16 protein-coding genes are annotated in these 18,386 nt (G+C 67.1%); 9 read left to right on the top strand and 7 right to left on the bottom strand.

The features are described 5' to 3' along the window. Window positions 1–432: 432 nt before the first annotated feature. The 6 genes from GXY15_10315 to GXY15_10340 all read left to right on the top strand — a co-directional run bounded on the left by GXY15_10315 (window position 433) and on the right by GXY15_10340 (window position 7,122). A complete protein-coding gene (locus GXY15_10315; protein ID NLV41605.1) occupies window positions 433–1,398 on the top strand; it encodes a DUF1559 domain-containing protein in 966 nt (321 codons plus the stop codon). Window positions 1,399–1,414: 16 nt separating this feature from the next. Further along, window positions 1,415–1,885 (top strand): hypothetical protein, encoded by a 471-nt coding sequence (locus tag GXY15_10320; protein NLV41606.1) that lies wholly within the window; start codon window positions 1,415–1,417, stop codon window positions 1,883–1,885. Between the two features lie 729 nt (window positions 1,886–2,614). Beyond that, window positions 2,615–3,439, top strand: coding sequence for a 1,4-dihydroxy-2-naphthoyl-CoA synthase (gene menB / locus GXY15_10325; protein ID NLV41607.1), 825 nt, complete (start codon window positions 2,615–2,617; stop codon window positions 3,437–3,439). An 11-nt stretch (window positions 3,440–3,450) separates the two neighbouring features. Continuing rightward, on the top strand, window positions 3,451–4,356 hold the full coding sequence (locus GXY15_10330; protein ID NLV41608.1) for a 1,4-dihydroxy-2-naphthoate polyprenyltransferase: 906 nt from the start codon (window positions 3,451–3,453) through the stop codon (window positions 4,354–4,356). Continuing rightward, the gene (gene menC, locus GXY15_10335; protein ID NLV41609.1) at window positions 4,353–5,576 is read left to right on the top strand and encodes an o-succinylbenzoate synthase; all 1,224 of its coding nucleotides are present in this window, start codon (window positions 4,353–4,355) and stop codon (window positions 5,574–5,576) included. Before GXY15_10330 ends, menC begins: the two co-directional genes overlap by 4 nt. Then, entirely contained in the window at window positions 5,563–7,122 is a 1,560-nt protein-coding gene (locus tag GXY15_10340; protein ID NLV41610.1) for an AMP-binding protein, read from the top strand. Before menC ends, GXY15_10340 begins: the two co-directional genes overlap by 14 nt. Here GXY15_10340 and GXY15_10345 read toward each other — a convergent pair. From GXY15_10345 to GXY15_10375, 7 genes are all read right to left on the bottom strand, one after another. Beyond that, a complete protein-coding gene (locus GXY15_10345; protein ID NLV41611.1) occupies window positions 7,119–7,526 on the bottom strand; it encodes a hypothetical protein in 408 nt (135 codons plus the stop codon). The genes GXY15_10340 and GXY15_10345 overlap by 4 nt on opposite strands. Before the next feature lie 25 nt (window positions 7,527–7,551). After that, on the bottom strand, window positions 7,552–7,779 hold the full coding sequence (locus GXY15_10350) for a zinc ribbon domain-containing protein (protein NLV41612.1): 228 nt from the start codon (window positions 7,777–7,779) through the stop codon (window positions 7,552–7,554). 91 nt (window positions 7,780–7,870) lie between these two features. After that, the gene (locus GXY15_10355) at window positions 7,871–8,620 is read right to left on the bottom strand and encodes a UDP-2,3-diacylglucosamine diphosphatase (GenBank protein NLV41613.1); all 750 of its coding nucleotides are present in this window, start codon (window positions 8,618–8,620) and stop codon (window positions 7,871–7,873) included. Next, on the bottom strand, window positions 8,617–9,285 hold the full coding sequence (gene lepB, locus GXY15_10360) for a signal peptidase I (protein NLV41614.1): 669 nt from the start codon (window positions 9,283–9,285) through the stop codon (window positions 8,617–8,619). The genes GXY15_10355 and lepB overlap by 4 nt, the downstream gene beginning before the upstream one ends. Window positions 9,286–9,399: 114 nt before the next feature. Continuing rightward, window positions 9,400–10,476, bottom strand: a complete 1,077-nt coding sequence (locus tag GXY15_10365; GenBank protein ID NLV41615.1) for a hypothetical protein — start codon at window positions 10,474–10,476, stop codon at window positions 9,400–9,402. Beyond that, on the bottom strand, window positions 10,476–11,060 hold the full coding sequence (locus tag GXY15_10370) for a hypothetical protein (protein ID NLV41616.1): 585 nt from the start codon (window positions 11,058–11,060) through the stop codon (window positions 10,476–10,478). Before GXY15_10370 ends, GXY15_10365 begins: the two co-directional genes overlap by 1 nt. A gap of 60 nt (window positions 11,061–11,120) precedes the next feature. Then, complete coding sequence (locus GXY15_10375) at window positions 11,121–12,365, bottom strand: hypothetical protein (GenBank protein NLV41617.1); 1,245 nt, start codon at window positions 12,363–12,365, stop codon at window positions 11,121–11,123. 171 nt (window positions 12,366–12,536) lie between these two features. Here GXY15_10375 and GXY15_10380 point away from each other — a divergent pair, with 171 nt between their 5' ends. The 3 genes from GXY15_10380 (at window position 12,537) to GXY15_10390 (ending at window position 17,970) form a co-directional block, all read left to right on the top strand. Continuing rightward, entirely contained in the window at window positions 12,537–12,782 is a 246-nt protein-coding gene (locus tag GXY15_10380) for a hypothetical protein (protein ID NLV41618.1), read from the top strand. Between the two features lie 120 nt (window positions 12,783–12,902). Continuing rightward, window positions 12,903–14,726, top strand: a complete 1,824-nt coding sequence (locus GXY15_10385) for an N-acetylmuramic acid 6-phosphate etherase (GenBank protein ID NLV41619.1) — start codon at window positions 12,903–12,905, stop codon at window positions 14,724–14,726. Between the two features lie 859 nt (window positions 14,727–15,585). Continuing rightward, a complete protein-coding gene (locus GXY15_10390; protein NLV41620.1) occupies window positions 15,586–17,970 on the top strand; it encodes a PASTA domain-containing protein in 2,385 nt (794 codons plus the stop codon). Window positions 17,971–18,386: the final 416 nt, after the last annotated feature.

Here is an 18,386-nt window from a genome sequence, read left to right on the forward strand (position 1 = left end):
CGCCCCCTCTTCCTTTCTGGCACCCCGGCAGGGGTGCGGGACTCCGGGGCCAGCGGGAACCGACGCGTCCTGAACCCCTGCCGGGGTTCTTGAAGAAATGGGGGGGCTGCTGTCCGGTGGTATCGCTACGCTCAACCACCGGCTAGTGTCCTGCATCCCTCCGGGATGCCCAAGACTTTCGCTTTCGGCCATTTCCACGTTTGGCAGAGAAAAACCTTCGGCTTGGGGCGCGGAAGAATACGTCCACTTCATTAGCAGCGAAGCGCGGCCATCTCGTTCCCGCCAGCGCCCCGGCCGACGCGGAAATCTTCTGCCCGGAAGACCTTCCCTCCCCCGCAGCCCCCGGTGAAACCGGACCAGCCCGGGGCTGGTCCGTGAAATGTGCCATATTTTCGGATTCTGCCCGGGTGACCGGCACGAAAGGGTCATGCGATGAAGAGGCATCATCAGGGATTCACGCTTATTGAGCTGCTGGTCGTCATTGCCATCATCGGCATTCTGGCGGCCATCCTCCTGCCCGCGCTGGCCCGGGCGCGCGAGGCCGCCCGCCGCGCGAGCTGCCAGAACAACCTGAAACAGTTCGGGCTGGTGTACAAGATGTACGCCAACGAGGCCGGCGGCGGGAAGTTCCCGCCCATGCAGTTCGAGGCCTACTCCCTGCGCAACGCCGACATCGCCATCGGCCCCATGGTCCGGGCCATCTACCCGGAATACATGACGGACCCGTCCATCGCCCTGTGCCCGTCGGACCCGAACAGCACGCTGGAGGACATCCGCAACGATGAGACGGGGCGGCTGGACATTATGGACGACCCCGAGGCGATTGACATGAGCTACGCCTACATGGGGTGGGTGCTGGACAAATGCGGCGACGACTCCCCCCAGATTGACCTCACCTCCATCTTCAACATGATGCCGGGCCTGCCCAACAACATGATCCTGGACGACCCGACCGCCACCGGCCCCTACCAGTTCATCGCGCTGTTCACCGCCACGGTGGCCCAGGTCATCTCCGAGCGCAACAGCCTCTCCGGGGACGACCAGATCCGCGCCGCCAGTTTCCGCGTCGCCGACGACGACAAGAAGGTCCCGGCCTTTAGCGGGCAGTCCATGGGCAACGGCAGCGGGGACACGATCTACCGTCTGCGCGAGGGCATTGAGCGCTTCCTGATCACGGACGTGAACAACCCCTCCGCAAGTTCCCAGGCCCAGAGCGACATCTGGGTCATGTTCGACACCGTCTCCAAGAATGTCAAATACTTCAACCATGTGCCCGGCGGGTCCAATGTCCTCTACATGGACGGCCATGTCGAGTTCATCCGGTACCCGGGCCGCGTGCCCGCCAACACCGGCATGGCCCTGTTCCTGGGCACGCTGCTGGACCGCACCCGGTCCTGACGGGGGATAATGCGCAATGGCTGACCGGACAAAAGTCGTGAAGGTGGTCGGGTCGCTGGTGGCCCTGAGTTTCTCCGGGTTGGTGCTCTTTGCCATGTACGGCCCCGAGGGCTGCGGCCCGTCGGAGGACGAGCTGAAGGTCGTCGCCCAGCTCAACAACCTGGAGGAGCTGATCCAGAAGGGCGGCTACGTCAAGACGATCACCCCCATCGAGGAGCGCGACGACCACGGCGACGCCGTCTACGGTTTTCAGGCCGAGATCGAGGATGAGAAAGGCGTGCCCATCGGCCGCCTGCGCTCCATGCGCGTCGAGGGCTTCGGCATGATGAAGCCCCGCTTCCTCTGGTACAAGCAGCCGGGCGTCCCCGAGGACTGGCCCCCGCGCGGCGAACGCCGCCGCCGCGGCGGCGGCGAGCGCCGCGACGGGGAACGCCGTGAAGGCGCGCCGCCCAACGCCCAGCAAAGCGCCCCCCCGCCCGCGCAGTAGGCGCAGAGGCGGATAGTTGGCGGAAACGCAAGGGAACAGGAGGGGAGGGAGGTTTCGCCCGGGCGGCCCCGGGTTCATGTCCCCCATCTCAAATCTCAAATTTGAGATTCTATGGATGTTGGGCCGGACACAGACGCAAGCCTCTTCGTGGACTCTCTTTTCGACCTCCCACACTTCCAGGGCAATCACGCTAAAAGGCCTCTCGAGAAACGCCAGCGACCGGCATGAACGCTCCCCGGATCCGTGATTTGGTGTTTGTTGTCCCAAAGGGGTATCCGCATATTGTCCAAGCAGGCCGCCGCCCATCCCCTCAGCCCCGGGTCCGCACAACGCGCAGCGCCTTGGAGTGCGGCAGCTTGCTGCCGCCTTTCTTCGCGTGGGCTTGCCCGCGCGGGGGCACACGAAAAATGACGGGGACCGCGCGTTTCCCCGAGGCCGTCGCGGCACCCCCTGCCGCAATTTCGGCTGCCCCGTTGGGGCATGATCCTTTTGACCCGTTTACCCAGGGCAGGCCTGGCCCTTCGGGCGGCGGCCTGGCCTGGGCTATATTCGGCAACGCTTTCAGCGTTGGGGAGGTCGGATAGAGGGCAATGAACGCACTCCGCCCAGAAGGTGTTTGCGGTTTCAGTGCGATTGCCCTGCCCATTTTTCCCGGCCGGGGTGCCCGCCCCGCGGCCTTGTGGTACACTTTGCCCGTTGTTTTGAACCCCCAGAAGGAGTGTTGGCGCCATGGCGGACGCGCGGTGGGAGACGGCCCGGGACTATCAGGAAATCCGGTATGAGAAGCGGCCCGGGGTGGCGAAGATCACGATCAACCGGCCGCACCGGCGCAACGCCTTCACGCCCCTGACGCTGGACGAGATCAGCGACGCCCTGCGCGATGCGCGGTTTGACCCGGCGGTCGGCGTGGTCCTCCTCACGGGCGAGGGGCCGCTGGCGTTCTGCTCCGGGGGCGACCAGAAGATCCGGGGCGAGGCGGGCTATGTGGACCCGCAGACGGGGGCGCACCGGCTGAATGTGCTGGACCTGCACCGCCAGATACGGACCTGCCCCAAGCCGGTCATCGCCATGGTGGCGGGCTACTGCATCGGCGGGGGGAACATCCTGGCGATGGTCTGCGACCTGACCATCGCGGCGGACAACGCCATTTTCGGCCAGACGGGCCCCAAGGTGGGCTCCTTCGACGCGGGCTACGGCTCGGCGCACCTCGCGCGGATGGTGGGGCAGAAGAAGGCCCGGGAAATCTGGTTCCTCTGCCGCCAGTACACCGCCGCCCAGGCGCTGGAGATGGGCATGGTGAACACCGTGGTGCCCCTGGACCGGCTGGAGGAGGAGACGCTCCAGTGGTGCTCGGAGATCCTGGAAATGTCGCCCATGGCCCTGCGGTGTATCAAGGCGGCCATGAACGCCGACGAGGACGGCCAGGCGGGGCTCATGGAGCTGGCGGGCAATGCCACCAGCCTCTTCTACATGTCCGAGGAGGGGCAGGAGGGCCGCAACGCGTTCCTCGAAAAGCGGCCGCCGAACTTCTCGAAGTTCCCGCGCAACCCCTGAGGGGCCCCATCATGACGGACACGGCACCCATCCGGCCGGCCGGGGCGCGCGTCTGGCTGGACGCCGCGCGCCCGCGCACGCTGGGCGCGGCGGTGGGGCCGGTGCTGCTGGGGGCGGCGTTCGCGGTGGACGCCGGGGGCGCGCATTTTCCCTCCCTGCTGGCGGCGCTGGTCTGCGCGCTGCTCCTGCAGGTGGCCGCCAATTTCGCGAATGACTACTACGATTTCCTCAAGGGGGCCGACACGGCGGCGCGGGTGGGGCCGGTGCGCGCGACGGCCTCCGGGCTGGTGACGCCCGCCCAGATGCGCCGCGCCCTGGCGCTCACGCTGGTGGCGGCGTTTCTGCTGGGCCTGTATCTCGTCTGGCGGGGCGGCTGGCCCATCCTCGTCATCGGCGTGCTGTCCATGCTCTTCGCCGTCCTCTACACCGGCGGCCCGTATCCCCTGGGCTATCTGGGGCTGGGCGAGGTCTTCGTGTTTATCTTCTTCGGTCCCGTCGCCGTGGCGGGCACGGCCTATGTGCAGACCCTTTCCTTCGACCCGCTGGCCGCTGTCGCGGGCATCGGCCCCGGCCTCTTCTCCGTCGCCATCCTCACGGTGAACAACCTGCGGGACCGGGACGAGGACGGCCGCACGGGCAAGCGGACCCTGGCGGTGCGTTTCGGCGCGCGCTTCGCGCGGGCGGAGTACGCGCTGTCCCTGCTGGCTGCCCTGCTCGGGGTGCCCGCCCTGCTGTGCGCGCTCCCGGGCGGGCACGGCGGCGCCTTTGCCGCCCTGCCGGTGCTGGTTCCCGCCATGTTCGCGGTTCGGACCGTCTCCAGGGAGTCCGGGCCGGCCCTCAACCGCATGCTCGGCGGCACGGGAAAACTGCTGCTGCTGTACAGCCTGCTGTTCGGCGTGGGGTGGGTGCTGTGGTGACGCCCGGCACCACGCGGGTGTACCGCTACGACCTGCCGCTGGCCCATCCGATACGGGTGGGCGGGGAAAGGCTGACCCGCCGCCGGGGGTGGCTGCTGGAGCGCGCGGACGCCGACGGCCGCTCCGCCTGGGGAGAGGCCGCGCCGCTGCCGGGGTTCAGCCGCGAAACCTTTGACGAGGCCGGGGAGGCGTTGATCGCCCTGTGCGGGGTGTCCGACCCGCCCCCCGATGCGCCGCCCTCTGTCCGTTTCGCCCTGCATGCGGCACGGGGGGATACCACGCCGTCAGGGAACCGCCGCGTGCCGCTCTGCGCCCTGCTGCGGGGGGACGGGTTGCAGAAGCTCACACACGCCTCCGAAGCGGCCAGAAAGGGATATCAGGCGGTCAAACTGAAAGTCGGCGGGAGAAAGGTGGGGGAGGACATCGCGTTGACGTTGAACCTGCGCAGCTTGCTGGGACCGGACGTGGCCCTGCGGCTCGACGCCAACCGGGCGTGGTCGTTGGAGGAGGCGGAGTCCTTTCTGCGGCGCATGACGGAGGAAGATGCGCTCTATGCGCTGGCGCCGGTGGCCTTCATCGAGGAACCCCTCAAGGACTGGACGCAGCTGCCCGAACTGGCGGCGCGGACGCGGGTTCCGCTGGCGTTGGACGAGACCCTTCAGGAGGTCTTCGGCGCGCGCACCGTCTCGCGCGCGGAGGCGGAGCCGGCCTTTCGGGCGGCATCGTGCTGGGTGTGGAAGCCCACCCTCTGCGGACCCTTTCAGACGGCCACAGAGGACTGGCTGTCTTTCGGTCCCCCCTTCAGGGGGGGGATTCGCGGAAGCGAACCGGGGGATGTTCCGGACTCCGGGGCGTTGGCGGGAACGGGATTGCTTCGCTTCGCTCGCAATGACCTCGAAAAAACACGTCATTGCGAGCGAAGCGAAGCAATCTCATGCTCGCGAAAACGCGGCATCCCCCCTCATGGGGAGATCAAGACCGGCCTTCCGGTGGTGTCCAGCGCCGCCTATGAGTCGGGCGTGGGCATTGCGGCGATTGTTAGGGCGGCAGGGGAAGGCGTTCTCGAACCCTTGGGCATTGACACCTACGCGGCGCTGGCGGAGGACGTGCTGGCGCGGCGGCTGCCACTGGACGCGCCGGAGGCGGAAGTGGGCGGGGTGCTGGCCGCCGCCGGGGACGTGGTCCGTTCACGGCTGGAATTGGTTCATGAGCACCCCTGACACCCCACGCTGGGAAAACCCCTTCGCCGCGGCGGCCCACCGCTTTGGCGACACCCCCTTCGTGGAGACGCCAACGGAGACGCTGTCGTTCGCGGCATTTCACCGCCGAGCTTCTGAACTGCGCGGGGGGCTGTCCGGTCAGGGGATCGGCATGGGCGCCTGCGTGTGCCTGCCCGCCGCGCGCACCGTGGAGACCCTGCTCCTTTGGGCCGCCTGCTGGGAATGCGGCGCGTGCGTGTGCATGGTGGATCCCGCCGCCCCGGAGGACTACACGGCGGCCCGCGCCGCCCAGGCGGGATGCACCCACCGCGTTTCCCCGTCCGGCCTTGTTCCCCTGACGTCACATGAGTCGCGATGCCATATGGGCAGGGAGGTTGCCTCTGACCAGAATGCGCCCCCCCACCCGTCATTCCCGCGAAAGCGGGAACCCATCTTGGGTCAGCAGGTTACGACATGCGTCGAAGACATGGGCCCCCGCCTTCGCGGGGGTGACGGCGAGCGAAGGGCGCCGGAGACCCCGTCCGGGGTCGGGCCCGAGACCGCGCTGGTGGTCTTTACCTCCGGCAGCAGCGGCACGCCCAAGGCCGTCTGCCACGGCGTCGAGGGTATGCGGCACGCCTCCCGCGTCACTGCCGCCGCGCTGGACCTCCACGCGGGGGACCGTTGTCTTCTGAGCCTGCCTCTCCACCATGTCTCGGGACTGTCCATGGTGCTGCGCTGTGCCGAGGCCGGCGCGGTGTGCGTGCTTCCCCCGGCGGGGGCGCCCCTGGCCGAAGCCCTGCGGAACACACAGCCCACCCATGTTTCCCTTGTGGCAACGCAGGTCGGCCGCCTGCTGGAGCAGGGTGCCGCCCCGCCCGCGTCCCTTCGCTGCGCCCTGCTGGGTGGGGGGCCGTCTTCCGCGTCCCTCATTGCCGCCGCTCTGCGGGGTGGCTACCCGGTCCGCAACAGCTACGGCATGACGGAGACTTTCGCCATGATCGCCGTTTCGCGGCCGGACGCTTCGGCGGACGAGGCGGCGGCCGCCGCTGAGGTCATCGAGCCGGGCACGGTGCGCGTGGGGGACGGCCGCATTGCCGTGCGCGGGGGGCGCCTGTTCCTGGGCTACTATCGGGACGGCGGTCTGGATCCCGCGCGGGACGCCGACGGGTTCTACCCCACCGAGGACCGGGGGATTCTGGACGGGGACCGCCTGTCCGTGCTGGGGCGGGCGGACACGGTGTTCATCAGCGGGGGGGAGAATGTGGCCCCGGAGGAGGTGGAGGCCGCCCTGCTCCGGCTGGACGGCGTGGCCGATGTTGTGGTTATCCCCGTGCCGCATCCAGACTTTGGCCGGGTGCCCGCCGCGTTCCTGCGCGTGCGGGACGGGTCCGTTCCCGAGATTTCCGCCCTGCGCGCCGCGCTGGCCGCCGCCCTGCCGAGGCACTGCCTGCCCTGGGCGGTGTTTCCCTGGCCTGCGGACGCGCCCGCCCCTTCGGCCAAACCCAACCGGGAGTGGTGGCGGGATTGTGCGGCGCGGACAGCGGGAGAAGGACTTTCGGGCTAACCCTCCGTTGGGGCGTCCTTCGTTTCGGCGGGGGGCGCATCCTGAGCGCGGGTGCGTGCGGCGCGGGTGCGCTCGACCAGGGTGGTCATGAACGCCTCGTCCCCGAGGGTCTCGCGGAAGGCGCGGCGGGACTCTGCGAGGTGGCCGCGCGTGATGGCGAAGAATTCCCGGACAGCCTTGACGCTGGCCACCAGAAAGAAGAGAAACATCACGGCCAGCACCAGGAAGAACTTCTGCGGGTTGTCCCGGTACCGGGCCATCTGCGCGCCCAGCACCATCACCACGGGAAAGCAGAGGAGAAGGTAGAAACTGACCGGCCGGCGCCGGTGCGCCTCGACGACACCCCGGGCGACACAGCGCCAGAAGGAGAGGGGGGGCTTGGGGGTGGGGGCTTCCTCGGTCATGCCGCCCTCCGGTCGCGCGCCGGGATCACAGGTCGCAGGCGCCCTGCATGGGGCAGCCGCCGTGGCCCCCGTTGCCGCCGCAGCAGCCCGCGCACGCGGGGTCCGTGGAGTTTCCGCTCAGGGCGGCGAAATGGCTCATCTGTTTTTCAAGGTCCGCCGAACCGCACACCGGACACTCCGGCCGCTCTGATCCGCGCACGAGAATCTCCGACTGGGCGCCGCAGGCTTTGCAGAAGAAGGCGAACAACGGCATGGGAAGCATCCTCCACGCGTTCGTTGGGAAACGTCAACCACTGGGAGAATTTTATCAGACTGGGCCGTTTTTTGCCAAGCCGGCGGACGGGTCAGCCTTCCCAGGTCCGCAGTTCGACGGTTCCGCCGCCGCAGAAAACGTAGGTTTTATAACGCATCCAGTCGCCCGGGTTCACGTAGAGCCCCTCGCCGCCGCCGGGCAGGGGGAACCGCTCCAGCGCCGCCGCGTGGGAATGGCCGCAGGCGACGAGACCGGCCCTGCCGGCCTCCAGCAGCGCCCGGGCGTGTTCGCGCAGCGCGCGGGCCTCCGGCCCCTCTGCCGGGTCGCCCACCCGGGTGAGGGTGCGGCTGCCGTGGCTGACCGTGCGGGCCAGGGCCATGGCCCAGTCGGGGTGAAGCAGGCGGAACGTTCCCACCACGAAGGGGTTGCGGGCGATCCGCCGGTATGCGCGGTAGGCCCGGTCCGCCGGGTTGACGCCGTCGCCGTGATACAGCAGGGCGCGCCGCCCGTCCAGGTCCATCTCCACGGAATCCGGGTGGATCTGAAACCCCACCTCGTCCCGCAGAAAGCGCCCCGCCCAGAAATCATGGTTGCCGCAGACCAGATGCAGCGCCACCCCGTCGTCGCGCAGGTCGGAGAAGGCGCGCAGGACGGTGTAATAGTCGGAAAAGCACACGTGGCGGTACTCAAACCAGAAGTCGAAGAGATCGCCCAGGCACACGACGCGCCCGCAGCGCAGGCTGCGCAGGCTCTGGAGGAAGTGGACAAACTGGTCCCGGACGGGCCGGGCCTCCGGGCCGCTCTTGAGGTGGACGTCGGAAAAGAGGACGGTCGCGCTCACAGCAGGCCAAACTTGCTCAGGGGCCAAAAGCGCAGCACAGCCCGCCCGACGATCTGGTCGTCCTTCACGGCGCGGAAACTGCGGCTGTCCTTGCTGACGCTTCGGTGGTCGCCCATGACGTAGTATTCCCCCGGATGCAGCAGGCAGAGGTCGCGGTCAGGGGACTGCATTTCAACGGGGTCCAGGTATCCCGTCTCGTCCACCTGCCAGTCGTTGACCCGCACCCGGCCCTTGTCATACTCCACCTGGACCACATCGTCCAGGGCGGTCAGCTCATCCTTCCGGACGGCATTGACGCCGTTTTCGGCCTTTTTGGGGTTCAGGGCGATGACCCGCTTGACGTAGCGCTTGTTCCCGATGCCGTCGAACACGACAATGTCACCGGGCTTGAACGGGGTGAACAGGCCCTCGAAAAGGGCCAGTTTGGAGAGTTGGTGGGGGGCCTTGAGCACCAGAATGCGTTCGCGGTCGTGAAGGTTCGGGAGCATGGAGGGGCCCTGCACCTCGTACCCCTCGATCACGAAGGTCTTGAGGCACCAGAACACCACGAGGAAGACCAGCACCATCTTCACGAACTCGTAAAGCTCGCGGCGGGCTTCCTGCTGCGGTTCCGACGTTTCCGCCGTCTCCGCCGGGGTCTCCAGGGTATTTTCCTCAAACTCCAAAACATCTGTCTCCGGGGGACTGCGCGGCTGCGAACGCGGGCGCGCCCCCCTTCCGCGCCGTCGTGGCGCGTCTTGCGGGAACTATACCATGCGCGCGCGGGGATGTCACGGCGGTCACTCCGCAGCCAGGCCGAGCCGGCGCGCCAGCTTAGAATCCGCGCGGTACCGCGGCATGATGATTTCGGTGTCGTGGGAGACGGCCTGCCGCGCCACGAAGAGGGCGGACGCGGGGTGGGCGTAGGCCATGTCCTTCAGATATTGCCACCATTCCAGATCAAGGGCGGACCGGCTGGCCAGCCGGGCCGAGATGCGCCGCGGGTTGTCGTTCTCCGCCGCCAGCTCGGCGACCTCCTCCGCCAGGGACTGGGGCGGCGCGTCGGTCTTGGCGCGCTCCAGGCGCTCCCCCTGCTCCCTGGCGAGAGCGCAGGCGGCCCGGTAACTCTCCGCGAAGGCGTCCCATTCCGGGTCCGTCTGGCGGACCCATTCCTCGAGGAAGGCCGTCTTGGCATCCAGCGGGAGGGCCGAGAGGCGCCCCGCGATCTCGACATTCTGCAGCAGGTAGTTCAGCGCCGTGTCCGCGTGGCGGTCCGGCGGCTGCACCGCCACGGCCTCCTCCGGCGTGCGGGGGTACTCCCCGTGGAGGATCAGGGCGGTCACCTGGTGGCGTGGCACGGCCGGCAGGGGCTCCGGGAAGGCGGCATAGTCGTAATCCAGCCCCACGGCGGTGCGGTAGCCGCGCACGCCGGCGGGCGTGTCGCCCGCCGCCAGCGCGGCGTCGGCCTGCGCGAGGAACTCCTCCTGCATCCGCCGCCGGATGCGCAGCAGCTCGTAGGCCTGGGCCGCGGCGGCGTATTTTTCCAGCCGCACCGCGTTGTCCGCCAGCTGGAGCAGGGGCTCCCAGGGAAGCTGGGGCGGACCGTTCTTCGTGAGCTGGGCGCGGACATGGGTGAGCAGCCCCGGTGCCTGTGCGGCCCGGAGGGCCTCCCGGTAGGCCGGGTCGTTTTCGTCCGGCGGCAGGAGGTAGGCATACTTGTCCGAGTGAAGGTCTTCCGTCGAGTCATCCCGCAGGGGGGAATAGGGCACGAAGAGGAAGCGGAAATTCACAATATCCCCGGCGGCGATGGCAAAGGCCAGGGCCTGGAGGATGTCGTTGTCCTGCACGGCGGCTTTTGGGGCGGGTTTCCGGGCCATCAGGCATCCCCTCCCCGCAGCATTGCCCGCACAAAGTTCGCCCGCTCCGCCCAGTCGACTTCCGGGCGTGTGACGTCGTAATAGGGGAGCCGCTCGTGGATCTTGTGGTACAGCCGCTGGCGGTAGTGGCGGAGCACGCTGCTGGCGTGGCGTTCGTGGGCGGGGTCCCACCCGCTGTTCTCCACGCATTCCGCGTCCCGGCCCGCCTGGAGCATGATTTCCTCCAGATAGGTCGAGAGGAAATGCCGCAGGGCCTGGTCAAACTGCCTGCGGCCGCCGTCGGCGGCCGAGGCGTCGCCGGCCGCCTGCTGCCAGGCCTCCTCCAGGGACATGACCTCCTCCCGGTCGGCGAGGTACTTCGCGGCCAAGTCGTTGTCCCGCAGGATGTAGAAGGCGGCGTTGAGCTGCGCGATCTGGAGGAGGTACTGGTTGCGCCGGTCCTCGGTCATGACCTGGCCGGTGATCTCCGCCAGCAGGTCTTTGATCTTTTTGCGGTAGTTCCTGCGCACGTCGGCGGGCTTGAAATCCGGGGGCAATCCCAGGATTTCGAGATAATCCACATATCCAGAATCGGACTCAGGCATAGATCGGTCGCTCCGTAAACCCGCATTCTACCCCCCCTGCGGGCCGATGGGCAACTCCGGTCAGGGCTTCGGGCTCTCCTCGATGAACTTCAGGGCGGCCTCTATGTACAAGTCGCCGGTCTTCTCGCCCAGACTCGTTTCGCTGATGTATTCGTAGCGGTCGAAGCTCATCCAGTCCACGCTGGTCAGCATGTAGCCGATGGCGTCGTTGGTGAGGCCGAACAGGAAGGCGTTGCGGGCGGGCATGTGGCGCTTGACATGGTAACCGATGTTCGGCAGGGCCTCGCCCGGAATGGTGAGCACCTGCGCGGTGCCGATGTTCACCAGGTTCACCCGTGTGGTGAAGTCGTCGCCGGGCAGGTTGTAGCCCAGGGGCGACATGCTGATGACCGCCTTGAGCAGGGGGGAGTCCATCGGGAAGGACACGGGCCGCGCGGCGCAGTACAGGTTGGGGTTCTCCTGGACCGGGGCCTCCGCCACGATGCGCAGGGCCTCGTCGGCCATGAGATTGCCGATGCGGATGCACTCCTCCCAGGTCTGGATGTCCTTGCCGCCGTTGTCGTCGCGGCAGTCCGCGGTGACCATGCCGCCCTGGGCACCGTTCATGAAGATGCCCATGCCCCCGGTCTTCTCCGCGATCCGGTCATAAAGCGGGCCGCAGAGGTCGGGGGACAGGATGCCCTGGTCGTTGCCGATGACCTCCGGGTGGGTGGCGTAGTTCACCAGGGTGGCGATGGTTTTTCCCTTGTCGTCGCCGTCGGCGGCCACGGCCTGGATCACGCCGCAGCGGGGGTCGTAGAGCTCGGGCGCGTAGTAGTTGTAGGCGATCTTGCCCTTGGCGCGGTCCACGGCGATCTTCAGCGTGGCCGGCCGCAGGGTGTCCACGGCCTCGTTAATGGCCTCCGCCATCAGGTCGCAGACCCGGTTCAGGTAGTTCAGGTCGGCCCCGTGCTGGCCGTTCATGTCGGGGAACCCGTAGGCGTCGGGCGCGCTGTGCGTGTGGGTCGCCCCGATGAGGATGTTCTCCGGCGGGATGCCCTTGACCTTCGCGCGGGTCTTGTCGCCCAGCACGGCGGGCCAGCCCAGGTTGTCCACGCTGACAATGGCGACGCGCGTGCCGCCCTTCTCAAACACCAGGGCACGGGTGGTCAGTTCGCCCTTCTTCACGGTGGCGGGGTTGGGCTTGCCCACCCCCCCCGACACCGGCAGCAACGGGTCGGGCGTGATAACGCGGAAGGCGGCCCCGGCCTTGAAGGTGTCCTGGGCGGCGGCGAATCCACAGAGCGGGAGGGCGGCGAGCAGCATGGCGGCGGCAATCCCCGTGAAGGATTTCATTTTTGGTAGACTCCGTTTGCCGCCGAAACATGCGGCGGCGAGGTTGTGGGCAATCTTACCGCAGTTGGACACCGCGCGCGGCGCGGGGGTTTCACTATAAGATGCCGCAGAGCGGAGAGATTCTGGCAAGGGATTGCCGTCGTGTCCGGGCGTTGGCGGGAACGAGATTGCCGCGCTTCGCTCGCAATGACCGGAAAAAACAGCTTTGCTGCAATGACCGCGCCAAATGGCGTCACTGCAATGACCGCAGAAAATGGCGTCAGTGCAATGACTGCGCCAAATGGCGTCAGTGCAATGACCGCGCAAAATGGCGTCACTGCAATGACCGCGGAAAATGGCGTCAGTGCCATGATGGCGGAAAATGGCTTTACTGCCATGACCGCATAAGCGCGCGTCATTGCGAACGAGCGAAGCGAGGGAAGCAATCTCGTGCCCGGCATGACGCCGACTTGCAGGTTTGTTTCATGTGACTCAGGTTCGTGCCTGGGACAACCATAAAGGAGCGCAATGGTGATCCTTGCGGTGGAAGGCGGTGGCACGGCCACCCGGGCGGGACTGTACGGGGGGGCGACGCTGCTGGCGGAGGGGACGGGCGGTCCGGCGAATCCGGTGGCCTACGGCCTGTCGCGGACTGTGGACACCCTGGTGGAGCTGGCGGAGCGGCTGCTGCCGGAGGGTGCCGCTCCGGACTGTGTCTGTCTGGCCCTTGCGGGGGCGGCGGAGCCGTTGCTGCGGGCCGCCCTGGCGCGCGGGACGGCGCAGCGGCTGGGCGCGGGGAGGGTCGTGGCCACCACGGACCTGCACCCGCTGCTGTTCGCCAATGCCGGGAAGGGTGCGGGGATTCTGACCATCGCGGGCACGGGGTCTTCCGTGCTGGGGAAGGACGCCTTCGGCTGCACCGCCCGGGCGGGCGGGCGGGGGGCGCTTTTCAGCGACGACGGCAGCGCCTACCGGCTGGCCGTGGAGGGCCTGCGCGCGGCGGCCGCGATGGCCGACGGTCTGGGGCCGGAAACCCCGCTGCTGGAAATGCTGATGGAGGGGGCGGGGGCGGCGTCTCTGGAGGGGCTTGTCGCCTGGTCTGCCCGCGCTGACAAGCGCGCGGTCGCGGCGCTGGCCCCCTTGGTCACAGCGGCTGCGGAGGAGGGGGACTATGTCGCCGCAGGCTGCCTGGAGGAGCAGGCCCGCAGGCTGGCGGGGCAGACCGCCGTGGTGGCGCGGCGTCTCGGGCTGGAGGACGGCTACCGCGTGTTCATGCACGGCGGGCTCCTGCTCAACGCGCCCCGGTACGCGGAGGCGTTCCGGCAGTGCTTGGACATGTACAGCGAGGCCCAGTTCATGACCTGCGCCCTGACAGGCCATGCCGCCGTGGCGGCGTGGGCGGAAACACTGGACCGGGTGCCGGAATGGGCGTCGGAGTGGCGCGGGGACGCCCCCGGGACGCGTCATCCGGAGCTGCCGCCCACAGAGCGGCGCGCCGACAGCGGGCCGTTCCTCGACGCGCTGGACGCGGCGGGCATCGTGGACCTCATGATCCGTCGGGAGGCGGACACCTGCGCAGCGGTGGCGGCGTGTGCGTCTGAAATCGCCCGGGTGGTGGGCCTGGCCGGACGCGTGCTGGAGGGCGGGGGCCGTATCTTCTACATCGGGGCGGGCACCAGCGGGCGCCTCGGCGTGCTGGACGCCTCGGAGTGTCCGCCGACCTTCGGTGTGTCCCCGGACCGGGTTATCGGCATCATCGCGGGGGGTGACACGGCCCTGCGGAACAGCCTGGAGGGGGAGGAGGACCGTCCCGAGCACGGCGGCCGCGACTTGGCGGCGCACAGCGCCGGCCCCGGCGATCTCGTGGTGGGCATTGCGGCGTCCGGTGCCACGCCCTACGTGGCGGGGGCCCTGGAGCACGCCCGGGCGGCGGGCGCGCCCACCGTGCTCGTCTGCTGCGTGCCCCGCCCGGCGATTGCGGCGGACACCGTGATCGCCCTGGACACGGGACCAGAGGTCCTCGCCGGGTCCACCCGCCTGCGCGCGGGCACGGCCACCAAAATGGTCCTCAACATGATCAGCACGGGGGGGATGACCCTGGCCGGATACGTTTGCCGGGGCCTCATGGTGGAGATGAGGCCGACCAACGCCAAACTGCGCCGCCGGGCCGCGCGGATCGTCGCCGAACTCGGCGGATGCCCTGAGGCGGACGCTGCGCACCTCTTGGAAAGCGCCGGATGGCACATCCCCACGGCGGTGGTGATGGCCGTCCTGAAAGTGCCGTCGGAAGAGGCGCGACGGCGGTTGCAGGCCGCCGGAGGCCGCCTGCGCGGGATATTGGGCGAAACCTGACCGTCCTGCGTTCTGCGAGCCTGGGTGCGGCAGAGCGCGCAGCGCCTTGGAGTGCGGCGGCTTGCCGCCGCCTTTCTTCCCGCAAGCTCAGCTTGCGGGTGTCCTCTCCATCCACCAGCACACGAGCGTCTTCATGCAGGGCGTTCCCCCATGAGGCCGCGAAGTGCTTCAGGAGTCCCGCAGACAGGACGCTCGCGCGGGCAAGCCTACGCACTCCAAGGCGCGCGCCGCGCGCGGGAGGACCGCCGTAGCTTTTGTTGGCCTGGGCGTTGCAGTGCGCGCAGCGCCTTGGAGTGCGGCGGCTTGCCGCCGCCTTTCTTCCCGCAGGCTCGCCTGCGGGCGATGTACGCAGAAAAACGTGGGCCGTTTTCCTTTCCCAAGGTCCTGGCGGAGCTTCGAGTTGAAGTCGAAAGGCCAATCACCATAGACTAGCCGCAGCTTGGTGTCGCGTTTTCAGTCAGAGCGCGAACATGGCGTGCATTGAAATCATTGGAGAACCTATACGCAGTAGCAGACAGCAATAACGAAAATAGACCTTAGGCGTTTGGTCTTGGGTGGTTCCCGACAAATCTTCCACTTCGCGTAATCCGCGAAAAAAGGCACGAACCACACAGGCACTGGACGCTCCCCTTTGGGAGCGTCGTCAGGCTTGTGTTCGTGCAGGGTGTGGAAGCCCCGTTGGGAACGCAGGTAGGCGGCGTTCCTTTTTTGTTGACTCCTTGCCTACCCGCCCACGACAGCCGGAAGAACACATACGACGGCGCGGCAGTCTGGAACATGCCGCAGGCGGACAGAGGGCGATTGAGGCGGACACCCGGCAGGGGATACCGCTTCGGACAACAGGCAAGGAGAAAAGGTCATGGTGCGGTTCAATTGGTTCATGCAGGGATGGCTCGGAAATGTAAACCGGAAAACACGGACGGCCGGGCTGTTCTTGATTGTCTGCTGGGTCCTCGCCCTTTCCGGATGTCCGAAGACTGTTCTTGTGACGGTTCCCGATCTGGCGGGCATGACGCGGGCCGAGAGCGAAGCCCTTCTCGGGCGGCTTCAGTTTTCCGTCGGGGAGGTCACGGAGGCTTACAGCCCCTCGGCGCCGGCGGGAAGTGTGATCGGACAAAGTCCGGCAGCCGGGGAACGCGTAGCTCGGGGAGCCTCGGTAAGCATGGTCCTTTCAAAGGGGCCGGAGCCGCCCTCCACGGAGGCCGTGACTGTTCCCGATCTCCGGGGAATGACCGAGGCGGAAGGCATGTCTTCCATCCAGGCTCTTGGTTTGGTCGTGGGCACTGTGGGACACCAGTACGATAGCGGCGTTCCCGCAGGACATGTCCTTGAGCAGTTGCCGGCCGCCGGATCACGCGTGGCCCCCGGAGCGAAGGTGTCCTTCGTGTTGTCCCGTGGACCGCGTCTCGTCCCCGATCTCTTGGGGAGGGACCAGTACTCCGCCGCAATGGCCCTAAGGGACGCGGACCTCGCGTGGGGAAATGTCACCTATGAGCACAGCGAAACGATCCCCGTGGGCCGCGTGTGCGGACAGAGTCCCGCGCCAGGAACCCCCATTTCCGTGATGGCGTATGTGAACATCGTAATTTCCAACGGCATCATGCCGGTGCCCGTCCCCAATGTGGTCGGCATGACCCAGGATGCGGCGACAGAAGCGATTGTCGCCGCTGGACTTGTCCTCGGAGGAGTGGATGGACAATTCAATGCCACCATTCCCGCTGGCACGGTGATGAGCCAAAATCCGACGGCGGGCACGAACAAAGTTCCAGGATCCCCTGTCAGCCTCGTTGTCTCCCTTGGGCTTCCCCGGGTGCCGAATGTGGTCGGCCTGACCCGTCTGTTGGCGGAGGCGGCCATTCTGCGGGCGAGTCTGGCCGTGGGGGAGGTGACGGAGCAGCACGATGAGACCGTGCCTGCGGGCATAGTCATGGACCAGTATCCCGAGCCCGGAACGGTCAGCAATCCGGGAAGACAGGTGCGCCTGATGGTGTCGGCGGGGCCGGAACCGGTCCCGGTGCCCTATGTGGTGGGGATCCCCCAGGCGCAGGCGGAAGCCGCCATTGCGGCCGCGCGGCTGGCTGTTGGAAGCGTCTCCGTGCAGTTCAGCGTCTCCGTGCCGGAGGGCAGCGTGATCAGCCAGGACCCCGTCGGCGGCACGGAGGTTGCCCCGGGAACCGAAGTGCATCTGGTCGTTTGCGGAAAGCCCACCATTCCAAACGTGGTCGGAAAGCGCGCCATAACCGATATTCAGGCAAGATTTTCCTCTGACACGAGAGCGCCCGCCGCTTTCTCACCGGACGGCCAAGTGGTAATCACCAATACCGCGGGAAACGCCGCGAAACTGTGGAACGTAACCTCCAGACAGGCACTGTTTACCCTGTCCCATGCGGAACCGGTCACCTCTGTGGCCTTCTCCCCCCAGGGAGACCGGGTGATCACCGGCAGCGAAGACTGGAAAGCCAAGATTTGGGACGTGCAGACCGGCGCCCTGCTGAAGACGCTGGTGGGGCATACCGGAAAAGTCCTGGCGGTGGCGTTCAGCCCTGACGGCACAACGGTGCTTACCGGATCGGAGGACAAAACCGCCCGCGTTTGGAACGCATCCACAGGGGGAATCGTGCAGACTTTTGCGGATCATGACCGCGGCGTAAGTTCTGTGGATTACGCGCCAAACGGGGCCACGGTATATACCGCCTGCGGAAAAGTCTATGCTTGGAGCGTCGCCTCGGGAGTGGGCAGCGAGATGCAATCCTATGGTTACACCGTGGATTGTTCCCCAGACGGACGCTGGTTGTTGGTTTCCGGTGTCTCTCTCGGCCCTTCCGATGTGTTGGATTTGCAGACAGGAGCCGTGACCCAAGAAATTGACATGGTGGAGGCGCGCTTTTCGCCGAACGGGAAAGAGATATACGGCGACGGTAGGTTCAGCGGCGGAATTCTCTTGGACGTCTCCACAGGCTTCACGTTGCAGAGATACCCTCTCCCTGTGCTGTGCGTGTCTTCAGATGGGAAAAGCGTCCTCTGTGAGGCTATGTTTACTGATGGTGTTCGGATATTCATATCGAACAAACTTGCCGCCGCACAGGAGACGCTCCTACGCTCAGGATTGTTTCCTGGATCTGTCACCTCCCAGCTTCACGATAGCATTCCCAGAGGACATGTGGTACATCAGAGCCCGTTGGCCGGAGGTCCGGCAGAGGTCGGGAGCACGGTGGACCTGATCCTGTCCGGGGTCACGGAATGACCGTGTACTGATTCCCCAACAACGAGGACCGATCCAAGCCTCCGGGATGTTGGCACCATGAGGGCCAGCCTTCCGGGGGCATTGTTTTCTTCCGATAAGGCACGGGGGACGTCCTGCCGCCCGCGTGCAAGCCCGCGCGAAGGAAGGCGCAGGCAAGCCTACGCACTCCAAGGCGCGCGTTGCGCGCGGGAGGACCGTCGCAGCTTTTGTTCGCCTGGGTGCGGCAGAGCGCGCAGCGCCTTGGAGTGCGGCGGCTTGCCGCCGCCTTTCTTCCCGCAGGCTCGCCTGAGGGTTCTTCTCCACCTCAGCCGACATGCCCGCCTGAAGAAGTGGTATCCTCTCACGGAACCGTGAAACTTGTCGGGAGCCCTGCGGACATGTCGTCCTCCGACAGACCAAGCGAACCCTTGCCGGAC

Source organism: Candidatus Hydrogenedentota bacterium (assembly GCA_012730045.1).
Classification (GTDB): Bacteria; Hydrogenedentota; Hydrogenedentia; order Hydrogenedentales; family CAITNO01; genus JAAYBR01.

What these genes read in the sequence shown, in the direction of transcription:
- GXY15_10315 (NLV41605.1), top strand. Translation starts at nt 433, where the DNA reads ATGAAGAGGCATCATCAGGGATTCACGCTTATTGAGCTGCTGGTCGTC.
- GXY15_10320 (NLV41606.1), top strand. Translation starts at nt 1,415, where the DNA reads ATGGCTGACCGGACAAAAGTCGTGAAGGTGGTCGGGTCGCTGGTGGCC.
- menB (NLV41607.1), top strand. Translation starts at nt 2,615, where the DNA reads ATGGCGGACGCGCGGTGGGAGACGGCCCGGGACTATCAGGAAATCCGG.
- GXY15_10330 (NLV41608.1), top strand. Translation starts at nt 3,451, where the DNA reads ATGACGGACACGGCACCCATCCGGCCGGCCGGGGCGCGCGTCTGGCTG.
- GXY15_10340 (NLV41610.1), top strand. Translation starts at nt 5,563, where the DNA reads ATGAGCACCCCTGACACCCCACGCTGGGAAAACCCCTTCGCCGCGGCG.
- GXY15_10345 (NLV41611.1), bottom strand. Translation starts at nt 7,526, where the DNA reads ATGACCGAGGAAGCCCCCACCCCCAAGCCCCCCCTCTCCTTCTGGCGC.
- GXY15_10350 (NLV41612.1), bottom strand. Translation starts at nt 7,779, where the DNA reads ATGCCGTTGTTCGCCTTCTTCTGCAAAGCCTGCGGCGCCCAGTCGGAG.
- GXY15_10365 (NLV41615.1), bottom strand. Translation starts at nt 10,476, where the DNA reads ATGGCCCGGAAACCCGCCCCAAAAGCCGCCGTGCAGGACAACGACATC.
- GXY15_10370 (NLV41616.1), bottom strand. Translation starts at nt 11,060, where the DNA reads ATGCCTGAGTCCGATTCTGGATATGTGGATTATCTCGAAATCCTGGGA.
- GXY15_10375 (NLV41617.1), bottom strand. Translation starts at nt 12,365, where the DNA reads ATGCTGCTCGCCGCCCTCCCGCTCTGTGGATTCGCCGCCGCCCAGGAC.
- GXY15_10385 (NLV41619.1), top strand. Translation starts at nt 12,903, where the DNA reads ATGGTGATCCTTGCGGTGGAAGGCGGTGGCACGGCCACCCGGGCGGGA.
- GXY15_10390 (NLV41620.1), top strand. Translation starts at nt 15,586, where the DNA reads ATGGTGCGGTTCAATTGGTTCATGCAGGGATGGCTCGGAAATGTAAAC.